15 protein-coding genes are annotated in these 15,809 nt (G+C 74.3%); 8 read left to right on the forward strand and 7 right to left on the reverse strand.

The window, feature by feature from the left end; genetic code table 11:
- Nucleotides 1-121: 121 nt before the first annotated feature.
- The gene (locus tag OG715_RS17495) at nt 122-391 is read right to left on the reverse strand and encodes a WhiB family transcriptional regulator (protein WP_266269719.1); all 270 of its coding nucleotides are present in this window, start codon (nt 389-391) and stop codon (nt 122-124) included.
- Between the two features lie 628 nt (nt 392-1,019).
- On the opposite strand from OG715_RS17495, the gene OG715_RS17500 reads away from it, so the two are divergent.
- The 3 genes from OG715_RS17500 (at nt 1,020) to OG715_RS17510 (ending at nt 3,976) form a co-directional block, all read left to right on the forward strand.
- Nucleotides 1,020-1,664 (forward strand): cysteine dioxygenase, encoded by a 645-nt coding sequence (locus OG715_RS17500; protein ID WP_407661115.1) that lies wholly within the window; start codon nt 1,020-1,022, stop codon nt 1,662-1,664.
- A 63-nt stretch (nt 1,665-1,727) separates the two neighbouring features.
- Entirely contained in the window at nt 1,728-2,687 is a 960-nt protein-coding gene (cofD, locus tag OG715_RS17505) for a 2-phospho-L-lactate transferase (RefSeq protein ID WP_266269721.1), read from the forward strand.
- Complete coding sequence (locus OG715_RS17510; protein ID WP_266269722.1) at nt 2,684-3,976, forward strand: coenzyme F420-0:L-glutamate ligase; 1,293 nt, start codon at nt 2,684-2,686, stop codon at nt 3,974-3,976. Before cofD ends, OG715_RS17510 begins: the two co-directional genes overlap by 4 nt.
- 14 nt (nt 3,977-3,990) lie before the next feature.
- Here OG715_RS17510 and OG715_RS17515 read toward each other — a convergent pair whose 3' ends face one another.
- The 3 genes from OG715_RS17515 to OG715_RS17525 all read right to left on the reverse strand — a co-directional run bounded on the left by OG715_RS17515 (nt 3,991) and on the right by OG715_RS17525 (nt 5,739).
- Nucleotides 3,991-4,434 (reverse strand): PIN domain-containing protein, encoded by a 444-nt coding sequence (locus OG715_RS17515; protein ID WP_266269723.1) that lies wholly within the window; start codon nt 4,432-4,434, stop codon nt 3,991-3,993.
- Nucleotides 4,431-4,682 (reverse strand): type II toxin-antitoxin system Phd/YefM family antitoxin, encoded by a 252-nt coding sequence (locus OG715_RS17520; protein ID WP_043468460.1) that lies wholly within the window; start codon nt 4,680-4,682, stop codon nt 4,431-4,433. Before OG715_RS17520 ends, OG715_RS17515 begins: the two co-directional genes overlap by 4 nt.
- A gap of 70 nt (nt 4,683-4,752) precedes the next feature.
- A complete protein-coding gene (locus tag OG715_RS17525; protein WP_407660989.1) occupies nt 4,753-5,739 on the reverse strand; it encodes a DNA-3-methyladenine glycosylase family protein in 987 nt (328 codons plus the stop codon).
- Nucleotides 5,740-5,778: 39 nt separating this feature from the next.
- Between OG715_RS17525 and OG715_RS17530 the strand changes: the two genes are divergently transcribed.
- Complete coding sequence (locus OG715_RS17530; RefSeq protein WP_266269724.1) at nt 5,779-6,270, forward strand: SgcJ/EcaC family oxidoreductase; 492 nt, start codon at nt 5,779-5,781, stop codon at nt 6,268-6,270.
- Nucleotides 6,271-6,337: 67 nt separating this feature from the next.
- On the opposite strand, the gene OG715_RS17535 is transcribed toward OG715_RS17530, so the two are convergent.
- On the reverse strand, nt 6,338-7,573 hold the full coding sequence (locus OG715_RS17535) for a peptidoglycan recognition protein family protein (protein WP_266269725.1): 1,236 nt from the start codon (nt 7,571-7,573) through the stop codon (nt 6,338-6,340).
- Between the two features lie 104 nt (nt 7,574-7,677).
- On the opposite strand from OG715_RS17535, the gene OG715_RS17540 reads away from it, so the two are divergent.
- From OG715_RS17540 to OG715_RS17550, 3 genes are all read left to right on the forward strand, one after another.
- Nucleotides 7,678-8,469: a TIGR03089 family protein gene (locus tag OG715_RS17540; RefSeq protein ID WP_266269726.1), complete on the forward strand. Its 792-nt coding sequence runs from the start codon at nt 7,678-7,680 to the stop codon at nt 8,467-8,469.
- Nucleotides 8,470-8,505: 36 nt separating this feature from the next.
- Nucleotides 8,506-9,954, forward strand: coding sequence for an LCP family protein (locus OG715_RS17545; RefSeq protein WP_266269727.1), 1,449 nt, complete (start codon nt 8,506-8,508; stop codon nt 9,952-9,954).
- 217 nt (nt 9,955-10,171) lie between these two features.
- Complete coding sequence (locus tag OG715_RS17550; protein ID WP_266269728.1) at nt 10,172-11,824, forward strand: LCP family protein; 1,653 nt, start codon at nt 10,172-10,174, stop codon at nt 11,822-11,824.
- A gap of 6 nt (nt 11,825-11,830) precedes the next feature.
- On the opposite strand, the gene OG715_RS17555 is transcribed toward OG715_RS17550, so the two are convergent.
- Nucleotides 11,831-12,481: an acyltransferase gene (locus tag OG715_RS17555; RefSeq protein ID WP_266271715.1), complete on the reverse strand. Its 651-nt coding sequence runs from the start codon at nt 12,479-12,481 to the stop codon at nt 11,831-11,833.
- A 211-nt stretch (nt 12,482-12,692) separates the two neighbouring features.
- Nucleotides 12,693-13,733: a glycosyltransferase family 2 protein gene (locus tag OG715_RS17560; protein WP_266269729.1), complete on the reverse strand. Its 1,041-nt coding sequence runs from the start codon at nt 13,731-13,733 to the stop codon at nt 12,693-12,695.
- A 219-nt stretch (nt 13,734-13,952) separates the two neighbouring features.
- Here OG715_RS17560 and OG715_RS17565 point away from each other — a divergent pair, with 219 nt between their 5' ends.
- Nucleotides 13,953-15,677 carry an LCP family protein gene (locus tag OG715_RS17565; RefSeq protein WP_266269730.1) on the forward strand — a complete coding sequence of 575 codons (1,725 nt, stop codon included), beginning with the start codon at nt 13,953-13,955 and terminating at the stop codon, nt 15,675-15,677.
- Nucleotides 15,678-15,809: the final 132 nt, after the last annotated feature.

A 15,809-nucleotide genomic window follows, 5' to 3' on the forward strand; every position in this document is an offset into this window, starting at 1 on the left:
CACAGGGGGTGAGGCGCTCCGTCGCGGGCTGTTCGCGCGGGCCGGCCGGTCGGGGTGCCGCGGCCGGCGGATCCGGGGAAGCCTGGGGATCCGGAGGTTCCGGGGGATGCGGCCACCCCGGTCAGACGGCGCTCTTCTTGAGCCGACGGCGCTCGCGCTCGGAGAGGCCGCCCCAGATGCCGAAGCGCTCGTCGTTGGCCAGGGCGTACTCCAGGCACTCGGAGCGGACCTCGCAGGCGAGGCAGACCTTCTTGGCCTCGCGGGTGGAGCCGCCCTTCTCCGGGAAGAAGGACTCGGGGTCGGTCTGCGCGCAGAGCGCGCGCTCCTGCCAGCCGAGTTCTTCCTCCTCCTCGATGCCGTCACTGATCAACAGCTCAAAGAGCTCGCTCATGTGGCGCGCCTCCTCTGCCCCTATTGGCGTCCCCGTGGTTGCCGTTGCCTCGTGCGGCCGACGACACGAGTGAAATTACAGTTGCGTCACTCTGGCCCAGTCAAGCCGAGCTCTGGTATTGGGGCCGGGATTCACTCCCTGGCACCAAGCCGTTACAAATAGTGTACATAACCGGACACATCAGACTTCTAGCCCGATTGCGCGCGAAGGTCGACGAACCATTCGCGACCGGGGGCCGGATGACAAGCAGTCACCGCCACAGGCCGGTCATCGCCCTGCCTTCCCGGCGATCTTCCCATCGAAACATAGAGGGTGATTTATCACTCCATCGGGTAGTTCATGACCGATCTCACCCGAATGTCCGCTCTCCCCGAGTTGACACCGGCCCTGCGGATGCGTTGTCCTTTTCCCTATGTCAGAGTTCCTCGGCCCCCGGAGCGGTTCCGCGCTCCGCCCTGCCGTGAACTCCTGTTGTCGCCTCTGTTCCTGCCGCTGTATCTAGGCGCCCGCCGTCCCGCCGCGCGCCGCCCAGGAAGCACAGAGGCCGCCCGCGATTCCCGCCCCAGGACATCCCGGACCCGGCTGACTCCCCTGACGAACCAGCCCTCCGAGGACGACTCCCGTGCGAATGATCCGCATCCGCAAGCGGAACCGCGACCGCAGCAAGCTCGCTCTCCACGGCCTCCGCGCCGCCACCACCCGACCCGTGGCACCCGCCCCCGCCGCCCGACCCGGCGGCCACCCGTGGGCCGACGGCCTCAGCGACGTCTCCATCGCCGGCGACCCGCTGGCCTTCCCGCACCTCGCCCGCACCGACCTGCCCGCCCACCCCACCACCGTCGCCGAGTACGCCCGGCTGGTCCGCGAGATCGCCGCCGACCGGGACCGCTGGGAGCCGCTGGTCCAGTACGACGCCCTCACCCGCTGGTACGCCCGGCTGGAGACCGGCCCCGGCTACGAGGTCTGGCTGCTCAGCTGGCTGCCCGGCCAGAGCAGCGGCTTCCACGACCACGGCACCTCCTCCGGCGTGATGACCGTGGTCCGCGGCGAGCTCGTCGAGCGCTCCCTCACGCACACGGGGGAAGACTCGCGCGACCTGCGCCCCGGCGGGCGGAGGGTCTTCTCCCCCGGGTACCTGCACGAGGTGGTCAACGCCTCGCTGGAGCCCGCCGTCTCGATCCACCTCTACACCCCGGGCCTGACCGAGATGAACCAGTACGGCGCCGCCGTCGTCCCCGAGCAGCACCCGCAGACGTCCGCCGAGGCCCACTGAGGCTCCGGGCGCGGTTGTCGAGGGTCGGGCTGACGACCCGTCGGCGCGTGGCAGGATGGGCGCATGCGCATCGTGGCACTGGCAGGCGGGATCGGCGGAGCGCGTTTCCTGCGCGGACTCCGGGAGGCCATCGGACCCGAGGACGAGATCACCGTCATCGGCAACACCGGTGACGACATCCACCTCTTCGGGCTGAAGGTCTGCCCCGACCTCGACACCGTCATGTACACCCTCGGCGGGGGCATCCACGAGGAGCAGGGCTGGGGCCGGACCGAGGAGACCTGGTCCATCAAGGCCGAGATGAAGGAGTACGGCGTCGGCCCCGAGTGGTTCGGGCTCGGCGACCGGGACTTCGCCACCCACCTCGTGCGCAGCCAGATGCTCACCGCCGGCTACACCCTCAGCCAGGTCACCGAGGCGCTCTGCGTGCGCTGGCGGCCCGGGGTGCGGCTGCTGCCGATGAGCGACGACCGGGTCGAGACCCACGTCCGGATCACCGACGAGCAGGGCACCCGGGCCATCCACTTCCAGGAGTACTGGGTCAAGCTGCACGCCGCCGTCGACGCCGAGGCGATCGTGCCGGTCGGCGCCGACACCGCCAAGCCGGCGCCCGGCGTGCTGGAGGCCCTCGCCGAGGCCGACGTCATCCTCTTCCCGCCGTCCAACCCGGTCGTCTCGATCGGCACCATCCTCGCCGTGCCGGGCATCCGGGAGGCCGTCGCCGCCGCCCCCGCGCCGGTCGTCGGGCTCTCGCCGATCATCGGCGGCGCGCCCGTGCGGGGCATGGCCGACAAGGTGCTCGCGGCCGTCGGGGTCGAGGCCACCGCCGAGGCGGTCGTATTGAACTACGGCTCCGCCCTGGTGGACGGGTGGCTGGTGGACACCGTCGACGAGGCCGCCGTGGCCGCCGTCGAGGCGGGCGGGATCGCCTGCCGGGCGGTGCCGCTGCTGATGACCGACGTCGCCGCCACCGCCGAGATGGCCCGGGCCGCGCTGGCGCTCGCCGAGCAGGTGCGCCGGTGAGCCTGCGGATCCTCCCGGTCCCCGGACTGCCCGAGATCGACGCCGACAGCGACCTCGCCGGGCTGATCGCCAAGGCCGCCGACTACGAGGACGGCGACATCCTGCTGGTCACCTCCAAGGTGGTCAGCAAGGCCGAGGGCCGGCTGCTGCACGCCGCCGACCGGGAGGCCGCGATCGACGCCGAGACCGTCCGGCTGGTCGCCCGGCGCGGCCCGATCCGGATCGTCGAGAACCGCAACGGCCTGGTCATGGCCGCCGCCGGGGTGGACGCCTCGAACACCGCGCCCGGCACCGTCCTGCTGCTGCCCGAGGACCCGGACGGCTCGGCCCGCGCGCTGCGGGCCCGGCTCCGGCAGCTCACCGGACGCCGGCTCGCCGTCGTCGTCACCGACACCTTCGGCCGGCCCTGGCGCAACGGCCTCACCGATGTCGCCATCGGCGCCGCCGGCCTGGCCGTCCTGGACGACCACCGCGGGCGCTCCGACTCGCACGGCAACGAGCTGTTCCAGACCGTCACCGCCACCGCCGACGAGCTCGCCGGCGCCGCCGACCTGGTGAAGGGCAAGACCACCGGCACCCCGGTCGCGGTGGTCCGCGGCCTCGGTCACCTGGTCACCACCGAGGACGGCGAGGGCGTCCGGCCGCTGCTCAGGCCCGCCGCCGACGACATGTTCCGGCTCGGCACCTCCGAGGCGATCCGGCAGGCCGTCACCCAGCGGCGCACCGTCCGCGCGTTCACCGCCGAACCGGTCGACCCGGACGCCGTCCGGCGCGCGGTCGCCGCCGCGGCCACCGCGCCCGCGCCGCACCACACCACGCCGTGGCGGTTCGTCCTGCTGGAGACCCCCGAGGTGCGGACCCGGCTGCTGGACGCGATGCTCGCCGCCTGGCGCCGCGACCTCGCCGGGCTCGACGGCTGGGACGAGGAGAGGATCGCCCGCCGCACCGCCCGCGGCGACGTCCTGCGCGCGGCCCCCTACCTGGTCGTCCCGTGCCTGGTGATGGACGGCTCGCACGACTACCCGGACGCGCGCCGGGCCGCCGCCGAGCGCGAGATGTTCACCGTGGCCGTCGGCGCCGCCGTGCAGAACCTGCTGGTCACCCTGGCCGGCGAGGGCTACGGCTCGGCCTGGGTCTCCTCGACGATGTTCTGCCGCGACACGGTGCGCGAGGTCCTCGACCTCCCGGACCACTGGGACCCGATGGGCGCCGTCGCCGTCGGCCGCCCCGCCGAACCCCCGCGCAGCCGCCCGGACCGCACGGCGGACGCCTTCATCGAGGTGCGGTAGCCGGTCGGGGACGGTCAGCCGAGGTCGTCCGGCAGGAGCCGGAAGGCCTCGTGGTTGGTCAGCGGCCGGATCGCGCGGAAGTGCCGCCGGTCGACGGTCAGCAGGGCATCGGTGCGGAACTCGGCAGCGAGTGCGACGTTGATCGCGTCAGTCAGGCCCATGTTGAGCGTCGGATACCTGCGCATCACAGCCCTGGCCGCGCCAAGGTGCGCGCCCACTTCGGGCACCTCGTAGCGACCGATGGCGCACTTGTCGATCACGTCGTCGAGGATGCGCACGGCCCCGTCGACCCCGAGTGACTTGGTGGCCAGGTAGTCCAGCTCAGCAAGGACCAGCGGAGAGACCACGAGGTGTCCAACCGTGCGCAGTGCCGCCCGACAGGCATCGTGCTCCTTTTCCGCTGGCGAGTAGCAGGAGAGCAGGGCCCCGGTGTCGCCCACAACAGCGACGGCGCTCACTCTCCGAACCCTTCCATCGCGCTGTCCAGATCATCGAGAATCCGGCGACCACCGCTGATGACCGGCATGTCGTCGATCTCGTCACCCATCGGGTCCGTCCGGAACTGGTAGCGGGGCTCGGCGAGGTCCGGCGGCAGGATCGTGGCCACATGGCGGCCGTCCTTGGTCACGGTGACGGTCTCGCCGCGCTCGACGGCTCCTATCACCTTGGCTGTCTGCTGGTTCAGCTCCCGCATGGTTGCTTCCATGCGACCAGCCTACGCCAAGTACTACGCCGTAGTACGCCGATGAACGCGCAGTTCACCCGAGCGGGTGGTTTCAGCGGCGGCGGTGGTCGTTGGGGGTGAGGCGGGGGCCGAAGCGGGGGGCGTGGGTGCCGGTGGACAGCAGGATGCGGCACAGGCGGTGGCGGTGCGGGCGGTAGGGCTCCAGGAGGGCCAGCATCTGGGCGTCGTCGCTGCGGACCCGGCCGGCCAGGGCCCAGCCGACCGTGTTGGGCAGGTGGAAGTCGCCGACCGAGACGGCGTCCGCGTCCCCGTTGCTGCGCTGCAGGGTCTCGGCGGCCGTCCAGACGCCGATGCCGGGGACGGCGGTCAGGCGGGCGAAGGACTCCTCGTGCCCCATCGCCGAGGCCTCCTCCAGCCGGGGCGCCAGCCGGACGGCCCGCTGCACCGTCGCGGAGCGCTTCGGGTCGACGCCCGCGCGGTGCCACTCCCAGCTCGGCACCAGGGACCACTCCCGGGCCGAGGGTGCCACCCACATTCCCTCGGCCGGGCCGGGTGCCGGGGTGCCGAAGGCGTGAAGCAGGGTGTGCCAGGCCCGGTACGCCTCGCCGGTGGTGACCTTCTGCTCCAGGATCGCCGGCACCAGGGACTCCAGGACCAGGCCGGTCCTGGTCAGCCGTACCCCCGCCGCGCCGCGTTGCGCCTCGCGCAGCGGGCCGGCCGGCAGGACCAGGCCCGCAGGGTCGTCCCGGTCGCCGAGCAGGGCGGGCAGCCCGTCCAGCAGCCACTGCGCGCCGGGCCCCCAGGCGGTCGCCTCGACCACGCCCTCGGACGGCCGGGCCAGCACCCGCAGGGTGCCGATGCCGCCCGGGGTGCGGGAGGCCCGCCAGAGTGCGCCGTCGGCGGTCCTCCGGTAGGACGGGTCGGCCGGGCCCCGGCGCAGCGGCAGCAGGGTACGGGCCGCGTCCAGCGGGAAGCCGGGCCGCCAGCGGCGGTCGGCTCCGGTGTCGGGGCTCCCGGGGGCGGGCACGTCCGAGGGTGCGGTCCCGGGCGCGCGCCCGCCCGTCGACGTCCCGCTCACCGCCGTGCACCTCCTGTGCCGTCCGCCGACCATGGGGATATGAACGATACGCGGGTGCCGGAGCTGTCCGCCGGTGACGAGAGTGCCGTGCGGTCCCTCTACCACCGGGTGCTGGAGGGGTGGAACCTGCGGGACGGCGCGGCCTTCGCCGGGCCGTTCGCGGTGGACGGCGAGCTGATCGGCTTCGACGGGACCCGGCACGGCGGCCGGTCGGCGATGGCCGCCGAACTCGGAGGGATCTTCACCGGCAGCCCGACGCCCGAGTTCGTCGCCAAGGTCCGGCGGGTGCGCGCGCTGGGGCCCCGGGTGGCGCAGCTGGACGCGGTCGCCGGCCTGGTACCGGACGACGCGGAGGACCTCGATCCCGCGCTGAACGCGCTGCACACGGTGATCGCGGTCGACGCGGGCGCCGGCTGGCGGATCGCGCTGATGCAGACCACCCCGGCCCGGTACGACCGGCGGCCGGATCTCGCGCGGGCGCTGACGGCCGAGCTGCGGGCGCTGATCGGGCGCGGGCCGGGCCCGGAGTAGGGCGGGCCCGGGCCCGGGCGGCGGCGGGACAGGACGTCAGCGGTCAGGACGTCAGCGGGTCAGGGCGTCAGCGGCCCTGGAGCCGCGCCGCCTCGGCGCGCAGCTCGGGGAGCTTCGGGTAGAGGGCGTCGCCCGGGCACTCGGTGTTGAAGGCGTCGCGGTGTCCGGAGACGGCCCGGAAGACCGCGCCGGTGCCCGCCGGGTAGAGGCTGCCGTCGGAGCCGGAGACCAGCCGGGTGCTCCCGGCCGCGTCCTGCTCGGTGAGGCCGAGCTTCCAGGCCGCGATCCGGGCGACCCCGGTCAGCAGGTCCGCCGGGGGGAGGTCCGTGACGAAGGTGCCGATCGCGGCGACGCCCGCCGTGTCGGTGTTGAAGCCCAGTGTGTGCGCGCCGTGCACCGGCAGGTCGGTGCCGCCGGCCCGGCCCTCGTAGACGGTGCCGCAGCGGTCGACCAGGAAGTTGTAGCCGATGTCCCGCCAGCCGTTGCTCTGCACGTGGTACTGGTAGATCGCCCGGACCAGCCGGGGTGCGTCGGAGCACGCGTACTCGGTGGTGGTCGCCGTGTGGTGGACGAAGACCGCCCGGACCGGGCCGGTGTACTGGAAGTCGGGCTCGCGGATCGACTCGTCCGCGCCCCAGCCGGCCCGGGTGACGATCTCGGGGCGCGGTGCCTGGTGGTGGGCGGTCCGGCGGCTGCCGTCCGCCGGTTCGCCGTCCGCCCGTTCGCCGTCCACAGGTCCGGCGGCCGTGCTCCGCGGGGCGGCGGAACGGACGCCCTCCCCCGGGTCGACCAGCTCCACCCGCAGTCCGGGCGGAGGTCCGGCCGGGCCGGGTGTCACCTCGACGGCGACACCGTCGCTCGGGCCGGTCCACAGCGGGGCGGTGGCGCCGCGCGGCCCACGGCCGACGGCGGCGCGGGTGGCATCGGCCCCGGCGTCCGGACCGTCCGGACCGTCCTCGCCGTCGGTCTCCAGCTCGTGCCAGCCGGTCCAGACGCCGGTGGCCGCGTCCCGGGTGCGGACCCTGACGGTGCCCCCGGCGAGCGCCCGGGCCGGGCCGTCCCAGCCGACTCCCAGCAGGTCGAACCGCTGGGCGGTGCGCCCGGCCGGGAGCCGCCCCCCGGTCAGCGGGAGCGAGGTGACGGAGCCGCCGCCCGCCGGACCCGGCTCCCCCGACCGGGCCACCGGCGCCCCTCCCCCTGCCCGGGCCTCGGCGGGGATCGACGGGAGCGTCAGGACGGCCGCGAGGACGGCGAGCAGGACGACGGGCGGGCGGCCGCGGAGGGCACGGGAAGAGATGCGCATAACCCGGATGTTCACGGGATTCCGACCGGGGCGCCACGCCACCCCGCGACCCTTCCGCCACCCCTCCCGGAGGTCCACCCGAAGGCCGTAGGCTGGGGCGCACCATGACTTCGCCTTTCGCTGCCGATGCCCGCACCCCCGTCGAGCTGCTGCACGCTTACCTGCGAGGTGGCACTCCCTCGGTCGACCCCGCGGCCCCACTGGTCACCTTCTACGACGACGCCACCGGCGAACGCGTGGAGCTGTCCGCGAGGACCTTCGACAACTGGGTGGCCAAGACCGCCAACCTGCTCCAGGACGAACTCAACGCCGGTCCGGGCGACCGTGCCGCGCTGCTCCTCCCGGCCCACTGGCAGAGCGCCGTCTGGCTGCTCGCCTGCTGGTCGGTCGGGGTGGCCGCGGTCCCGGCCGGCGACCCGGCCGACGCCGACCTGGTGGTCAGCGGCCCGGACGGCCTGGAGGCCGCCCAGGCCTGCGAGGGCGAGCGGGTGGCGCTCGCCCTGCGGCCGCTCGGCGGGCGGTTCCCCCAGCGCCCGGACGGCTTCCTGGACTACGCGGCCGAGGTGCCCGGGCAGGGCGACCGGTTCGCCCCCTACTCCCCCGTCACCCCGGACGCCCCGGCGCTGGAGACCGTGGTCGACGGCCTGCCGCTGAAGCTGACCGGGGACCAGACCGTCCAGCTGGCCCGCGAGGGCGCCGCCCGGCTCGGTCTCGGACCGGGCGACCGGGTGCTCTCCACCTTCTCCTTCGACGACTGGTCCGGGCTGGAGGCCGGGCTGCTGGCGCCGCTGGCAGCCGGTGCGTCGGTGGTGCTCTGCCGCAACGCGGACGGCCTGGACGCCGAGCAGTGGGAGAAGCGGGTCGAATCCGAACGGGTGACACTGCGCCTCGGGTAACCCCCGGCCCCGGCCGGACGGGTAGGTATCCCTGCCATGGCCGAGGACGACATCGAGCACCCCCCGACCGCACACCCCCCGACCGAACACCCGAGGACCGCGCTCCCGCCGACCGGGCGGACGCCGGACGGACAGCCGCCGACGGGACAGCCGCCGGACGGACCCGACGGCGCCGCCGGGGCGGGGGGCCCGGAGGACCCGGGTTCCCCCGGTGCGCCCGGTGCGCCCGGCGGAGGCAGACGCCGGCGCCGGCGGTGGCTGATCGTCACCGCCGGCGTCCTCGCCTTCCTGCTCGTCGGCTGCGGCACGCTGCTCTGGGTCGCCTACCGCAAGCTCGACGGCAACATCCAAACCGACTCCACCACCGACCAGCTGCTGGCCCGGTTGGAGGCCGAGCGCCCCAGCCGGACCGCCGGGGCCCGGGGCGCCGAGAACCTGCTGCTGATCGGCAGCGACGACCGGACCGGCGCCAACGCCACCTACGGCGCGGCCGGCGGCCAGCGCTCGGACACCACGATCCTGCTCCACCTGGCGGCCGACCGGCGGCACGCGACCGCCGTCTCCATCCCGCGCGACGTCATGGTGAGCGTCCCGGCCTGCGAGAAGCCGGACGGCACCCGCAGCCGGCCGACGCTGATGCAGTTCAACGCCGCCTTCGAGACCGGCGGCCCGGCCTGCTCGATCCGGACCGTGGAGCAGCTCAGCGGCATCCGGATCGACCACTACGTGATCGTCGACTTCGCGGGCTTCAAGCGGATGGTGGACGCCGTCGACGGGGTCGAGGTGTGCGTCCCGCAGCCGATCCACGACAAGGACGCCAAGCTGGACCTTCCGGCCGGGCGGCAGACCCTGCACGGCGAGCAGGCGCTCGGCTACGTGCGGGCCCGGGAGACCCTCGGGGACGGCAGCGACACCCAGCGGATGGGGCGTCAGCAGCAGTTCCTGGCGGCACTGATCCGCAAGGTGCAGTCGCAGGACGTCCTGCTCAACCCGACCAAGCTGTGGCCGGTGCTGGACGCCGCGACCTCCTCGGTGCGGGCGGACGGCGGGCTGTCCTCGCTGGGCGAGCTGTACGACCTGACCCAGGACCTGCGCGGGATCCCGTCCTCGGACGTGACCTTCCTGACGGCGCCGCGGCGGCCGTACCGGTTCGACTCGGACCGGGACGAGTTCGTGCAGCCGCAGACCACCCAGCTGTTCGCGGCGCTGCGGGACGACCGGCCGGTGGAGGTGCGGCCGCCGGGGTCGAGTCCGTCCGCCGCGCGGGTGGGGACGCGGCCGACGGTGACGCCCTCGGCCGCGGCGGCCCCGTCCTCCGCTTCGGCTTCGGCTTCGGCGCCCGCGTCGTCGTCGGCTTCGGCGACCTCGGCTGCGGCTTCGGCGACAGCCCCGGTGCCTGCGGGACCGTCGCCGTCACCGGGTGCGAGCGGCCCGGCGGCCTTCGAGGGGCGGACCGCCGACGTGGACGCCTGCGCGGTGCATTGAGCCTGGCCACGATCACCGCTCCGTACACGGATCATGATCCTGGAAGGGTTCTCCCCTCGAATTCCCCGGCCTCGCATTCGGCTGCGGAATTCCCTCCGGAAAGCATGGCGGAGATCACACCCGGAACAATTCCCTCATCCGGCTCGTCTAGGGTGTCCGAGTCGGTCGCGCAATTCGCGCACCGGGCCGAGGACCGGCCGGAGGGAGGGGAGCACCCGTGCAGCAGGACATCCACGACGGAGGAGCGGGCGCCGACCGGCACCCCGCCGAACCCGCCCGGGGCATCCCCGTCCAGCGCCGGCGCACCCCGGCCGAGGCCGCGTCCGAGCCCCCGCACCCCGGCGGCCGGGCCGCCCGGCGCCGGGCCCTGGCCGCCCGGCGCACCCGCCGACGACGAATACTCAAGTGGACCGGCGGCCTCGCCGCGTTCGCCCTGGTGGCCGGCTGCGGCGGCGCGTACTACGCGTACCAGCACTTCAACAACAACATCACCGCCGTCAAGGTGCAGCTGGGCGACGAGGCGGAGCGGCCCAAGCCGGTCGCCGACGCCCTGAACATCCTGGTGATCGGCACCGACAGCCGGGAGGGCCTGGGCCGCGAGTACGGCGACGAGGGCAGCACCGGGCACGCGGACACCACACTGCTCTTCCACATCGCCAAGGACCGCAGCAACGCCACGGCGCTCAGCATCCCGCGCGACCTGATGGTGCCCGTCCCGGAGTGCCAGGCACCGGACGGGAAGACCATCCCCGGGACGGCGCGCACGATGTTCAACAACAGCCTCGGCCAGGATGGCCGCGATCCGGGCTGCACCTGGAAGACCGTCGAGAAGGTCACCGGGATCCGGGTCGACCACTTCGTCATGGTCAACTTCGACGCCGTCAAGACGCTCTCCACCGCCGTCGGCGGCGTCGAGGTGTGCGCGGCCAAGGACATCAACGACCCGGACTCGCACCTGCGGATGAGCAAGGGCCGGCACGTCGTCCAGGGCGACGAGGCGCTCGCCTTCGTCCGCACCCGGCACGCCGTCGGGCTGGGCGGCGACCTCACCCGAATACCGCTGCAGCAGCAGTTCATCGGCTCGATGATCCGCTCGATCAAGAGCAGCGACACCCTGACCAACCCGGCCAAGCTGTGGAAGCTCGCGGACTCCGCCACCAAGGCGCTCACCGTGGACTCCGGGATCGGCAGCGTGGACAAGCTGAAGGACCTCGCGCTGGACCTGAGCAAGGTCGACAGCGGGAAGATCACCTTCGCCACCGTGCCGGTGCTGGACGACCCGGCGGACGAGAACCGGCTGGTGCTCAAGCAGCCGGACGCCGCCCAGCTGTTCTCGATGGTCGGCGGCGACCGCTCGCTGACCGGGCCGGCGGCGGGGGCGGCGGCACCGGAGGCCCCGGCGGCCACGCCCGCCGCGTCTGCTCCGGCGGCTCCGGCCGCTCCGGCTGCTCCCGGGGGTGCGGCGTCGGCAGCCGCCGCGGTCGATGCGAAGGATCTGCGGGTGACGGTGCGCAACGGCACCGGGACGCCCGGGCAGGCGCAGCAGACCGTCGACCGGCTGGTCGCGAAGGGCTACGCCAAGGCCGCCACCGCCGCCAACGTGCCGGCCGCGGCGACCACCTCGATCGCCCACCCGGCGGGGAAGTCCGCCGAGGCGGCGGCGCTGGCCGCCGCGCTGGGTCTGCCCGCCGAAGCCGTCAAGGCCGACCCGAAGCTGGGTGCCCGGGACGGGCTGGTGCTGGTGCTCGGCAAGGACGCTCCGGCGGCGGCCGCCGCCGAGGCCGCCGCGACGCCCGCGACGGTGCCGAGCGAGGCTCCGAAGGACCTCCAGCGGGTCCAGGGCGACGACACCGACGCCTGCGCGAAGTAGTCCCGCTCAGCGGCCGGTTTCCGGGGATCCGGCCGGGGGCCGGGGCTCGGGTCCGGGTCCGGGTCCGGGTCCGGGTCCGACCGGGGGCTCGGGCTCGACCGGGGGCTCCGGCTCGACCGGGGCGAGCAGGCCGTCGTGCTCCCGGTACTCCTCGCCGGTGCGCGGGCAGACCCAGCGGTCCGCTCCGGCCGGTCGCAGCGGTTCGCCCGCCCGGCCGACCCACTTGATCCGACGGGCCGGGACCCCTGCCACCAGGGCGAAGTCCGGGACGTCCCTGTGCACCACCGCGCCGGCCGCGACCAGCGCCCAGCGGCCCACCGTCACCCCGGCGACCAGGACGGCACGGCCGCCGATCGAGCAGCCCCGGCGGAGCGTCACCCCTCGGGCGTGCCAGTCCTCGCCGCGTTTGAGCCGGCCGTCGACGTCGACCGAGCGCGGGTAGAGGTCGTTGGTGAGCACCGCCGCCGGTCCGACGAAGACGCCGTCCTCCAGGACCGCCGGCTCGTAGACCAGGGCGTGGTTCTGCAGCTTGACCCGGTCACCGATCCGCACCCCCGGGCCCACGTAGGCGCCGCGGCCGATGATGCAGTCCGCGCCGATCACCGCGTCCTCGCGGACCTGGGCGAGGTGCCAGACCGTCGTCCGGGCGCCGAGCACGGCGCGTCCGTCGACATCGGCGGTGGCTTCGACCCGGGCCCCGGGGCCCTCGGAAACGGAGCCCTCGGAAACGGCGGCGGACCCGCCCTCGACTGTCCCCATGGCGCCCGACGATAGCGTCGGGCACGGGAACGGGAGGGCGGGTCCGCGGGATTGGCCGGATGGTGACCCGGCCGCGTCCGGCCGCGTCGGGCCGCGCGTCGGGCCGCGTTCAGCCGCGCTCGGCCACCACGTCCGCACTGGACGGGGCCCGGCTGCCGATGACCTTGCGGGCCAGCGAGCGGGGCGAGGTGAGGAAGCCGAAGCCCCAGCTGAGGTGCATGGTCGCGAAGGCCACCGCGAGAAGCGCCTTCGCCTTCGGCGACAGGTCGCGCCCCTCCTTCACCGCACCGCCGGCGATGCCGAGCAGGTAGACGCCGGGCAGGGCCAGGAAGGCCGGGTGCACGGCCAGGCCGAGCAGCACGCCGAGCGTCACCCCGGCGAAGGCGGTGGGGGGCGCGAGGTAGCGCAGGTTGACCGAGCCGCGGTGGTAGCGGGTGACCACCCGGCGCCAGCGGCCGTAGTCCTTGTACTGCTTGGCCAGGGCCTTGATGGTGGGCCGGGGCCGGTAGGTGACGCGCAGCTGCGGGGTGAACCACACCAGGCCGCCGTCCTGGCGGATCCGGTAGTTCAGCTCCCAGTCCTGGGCGCGGACGAATTCCTCGTTGTAGCCGCCGAGGCGCTCCAGCACCTCGCGCCGGAACACCCCGAGGTAGACGGTGTCCGCCGGGCCGGCCAGGCCGCCGGTGTGGAAGGCGGCGTTGCCGACACCGATCTTGGAGGTCATCGCCGCGGCGACCGCGTGCTCCCACTCGGTCTCGCCCTCGGCGTGCATGATGCCGCCGACGTTGGCGGCCTCCATCTCGCGGAGCAGCCGGACCGCTGTGCTGATGTACCCGGGGGTCAGCAGGCCGTGGCCGTCGACGCGGACCACTATCGGATGGCGGGAACCCCGGATGGCGGCGTTCAGCCCCGCCGGAGTGCGTCCCGTGGGGTTCTCCACCGTCCGGACTCTGGGGTCCTCGGCGACGAGTTCGGCGGCGATCTGCGCGGTGCGGTCGGTGGACGGACCGAGGGCGATCACCACCTCCATCGACCCGGCGTAGTCCTGTTCCAGGATGTGCCGGACGGCCGTGCGCAGGTGTCGTTCCTCGTTGAGCACCGGCATGATCACGGAGACCGCCGGCAGCTCCTCAGCAGCCTTGGTGTTCATCGGGGCCAACCGTACCGGTGCGGATGGGGTGTCGTCTTGTCCCGGTCTGGGCATCTCCGCCCGGGCGGGCAGGGGGTGTGCGAAGGACCGTCGTAGGAGCCGTCCGGGGTCGCCGACGGGGCGCACGGAAGAACGTTTCTCCTGTCGGGGCCCACCGTACTCCCCGGCCACGGCGCGCCCTCACCCGGCCCGACCGAGGGCGCCCCTACCATCCGAGAGATGCCCGTCTCCCCCCGCTCCGCCCAGCCCGAAGACCCGGCCGGCGCCTCCTTCGAACGGTCCGGCGACCCGCTCGAACAGTCCGCCGACCCGCTCGACCGGTGCGGTGAAGCCCTCGACCGGTCCGGCGGCCCCGCGGAGCGGCGCCGCTGGCCCCGTCGACTGGCCGCCGGTATCGCGTTCAGCGTCCTCGTCACCTCCTGCGGAGGCTGGGCGGTCCTGCACGGAATCGGGTCGATCGACCGGGTGGACGCGTTCAGCAACGACCGGGCGCGGCCGGCCGACGACGGCTCCACCACTTTCCTGGTGGTCGGCACCGACGAGCGGGACGGAATCCCGGAGAAAACGCTCAAAACCGTGCTGCACGCCGGGGGGGAATCCTGCCACTGCACCGACACGATGATGATCGTCCAGCTTTCCGGGGACGGCTCCCGGGCCGGGGTGATCAGCATTCCCCGGGACTCCTACGTCGACATCCCCGCCCACCGGGACCCGGCCACCCGGCGGACGGTCCCGGCGGGCAAGGGCAAGATCAACGCCGCGTTCGGGATGGGCGGACCGCAGCTGACCGTCGCCACCGTCGAACAGAACACCGGGCTGCGCATCGACCACTACCTCCAGGTCGACTTCGCCGGGTTCGTCTCCGCCGTGGACGCCGTCGGCGGAGTCCGGGTCTGCACCGCCAGACCGCTCAAGGACGAGTACTCGGGCCTCGACCTGCCGGCCGGCACCAGCACCCTGGACGGCGCCGGGGCGCTCAAGTACGTACGGGCCCGGCATGTGGACGGCAGCTCCGACCTGGGGCGGATGCACCGGCAGCAGAAGCTGGTCGCACAGCTGCTGCACCAGGTGACCAGTGGCGGCGTCCTGCTCAACCCGGTCCGGCTGGCCCGGGCAACCGACAGCCTGCTCGCCTCGGTCAAGGCCGACAAGGGGCTCTCGGCGGACGACCTGATCACGCTGGCGACCCGGATGAAGGAGCTGACGGCCGGGCGGGCCGACTTCGTGACCGTGCCGCTGGCCTCGGTGGACCACCCGGTCTCCGGCTGGGGCTCGACGGTGCTCTGGGACAAGGAGCGGGCCCGGGCGCTGTTCGAGGCGGTGCGGGAGGGGCGGCCGCTGGCGGCGGAGGACGGCGGGGCGGGCGGGGCGCAGCCGGGGGGCGGGGCGGAGTCTTCGGTGACTCCGGCGGCGGGGGCGGCCTCCGTCGCGCCGGAGCAGGTGCACGTCCAGGTGTTCAACGCGGCGGGTGTGGCCGGTCTCGGTGCCCGGGTCGACGCCGAGCTGCGGCGGGCCGGGTTCGCCACCACCGGGGCGCCGTCCAACGCCCCGGCCGGCACACCGGCCGGCCGCACGGTGATCCGGTACGACCCGCACTGGGCCGAGTCGGCGCGGACGCTGGCCGGCGCGGTGCCGACCGCCGAGCTGACGCCCGTCCCGGGCCTGGGGGCGATCCTCCAGGTGTACGCGGGGACGGACCACCCGGCGGCAGGACCGACGACCGCCGCCGCGGCCGGTCCGTCCGCGACGGCGGTCGCGGTGCCCGCCCCGCCGCCGCCTTCGGCGCCGTTCTCGCCGGTCCCCGGCGGAGGTGCCGGTGCGGGTGCCGGTGCGGCGGCGTCCGGCCCGGCGGCGGAGGCGCGCGCCGAGGGCACGGCGGGACCGGCCGGGGCGGGCGCGGCCGCAGCCGGGGCCGAGCGGGCCAGCGACATCATCTGTCCCTGAACCGACCCCTGAACCGGTCCGTCGATCCGCCCGTGGATCCACCCGCCACGCAACAGGGGCAGGGTGCGCGCGGCACCCTGCCCCTTCCCCCTTGTCCCCCGACGCGCCCCCCGGTCCCCCGATCCGGGGGCC

It is taken from the genome of Kitasatospora purpeofusca, from assembly GCF_036010405.1.
Taxonomy (GTDB): Bacteria; Actinomycetota; Actinomycetes; order Streptomycetales; family Streptomycetaceae; genus Kitasatospora; species Kitasatospora purpeofusca.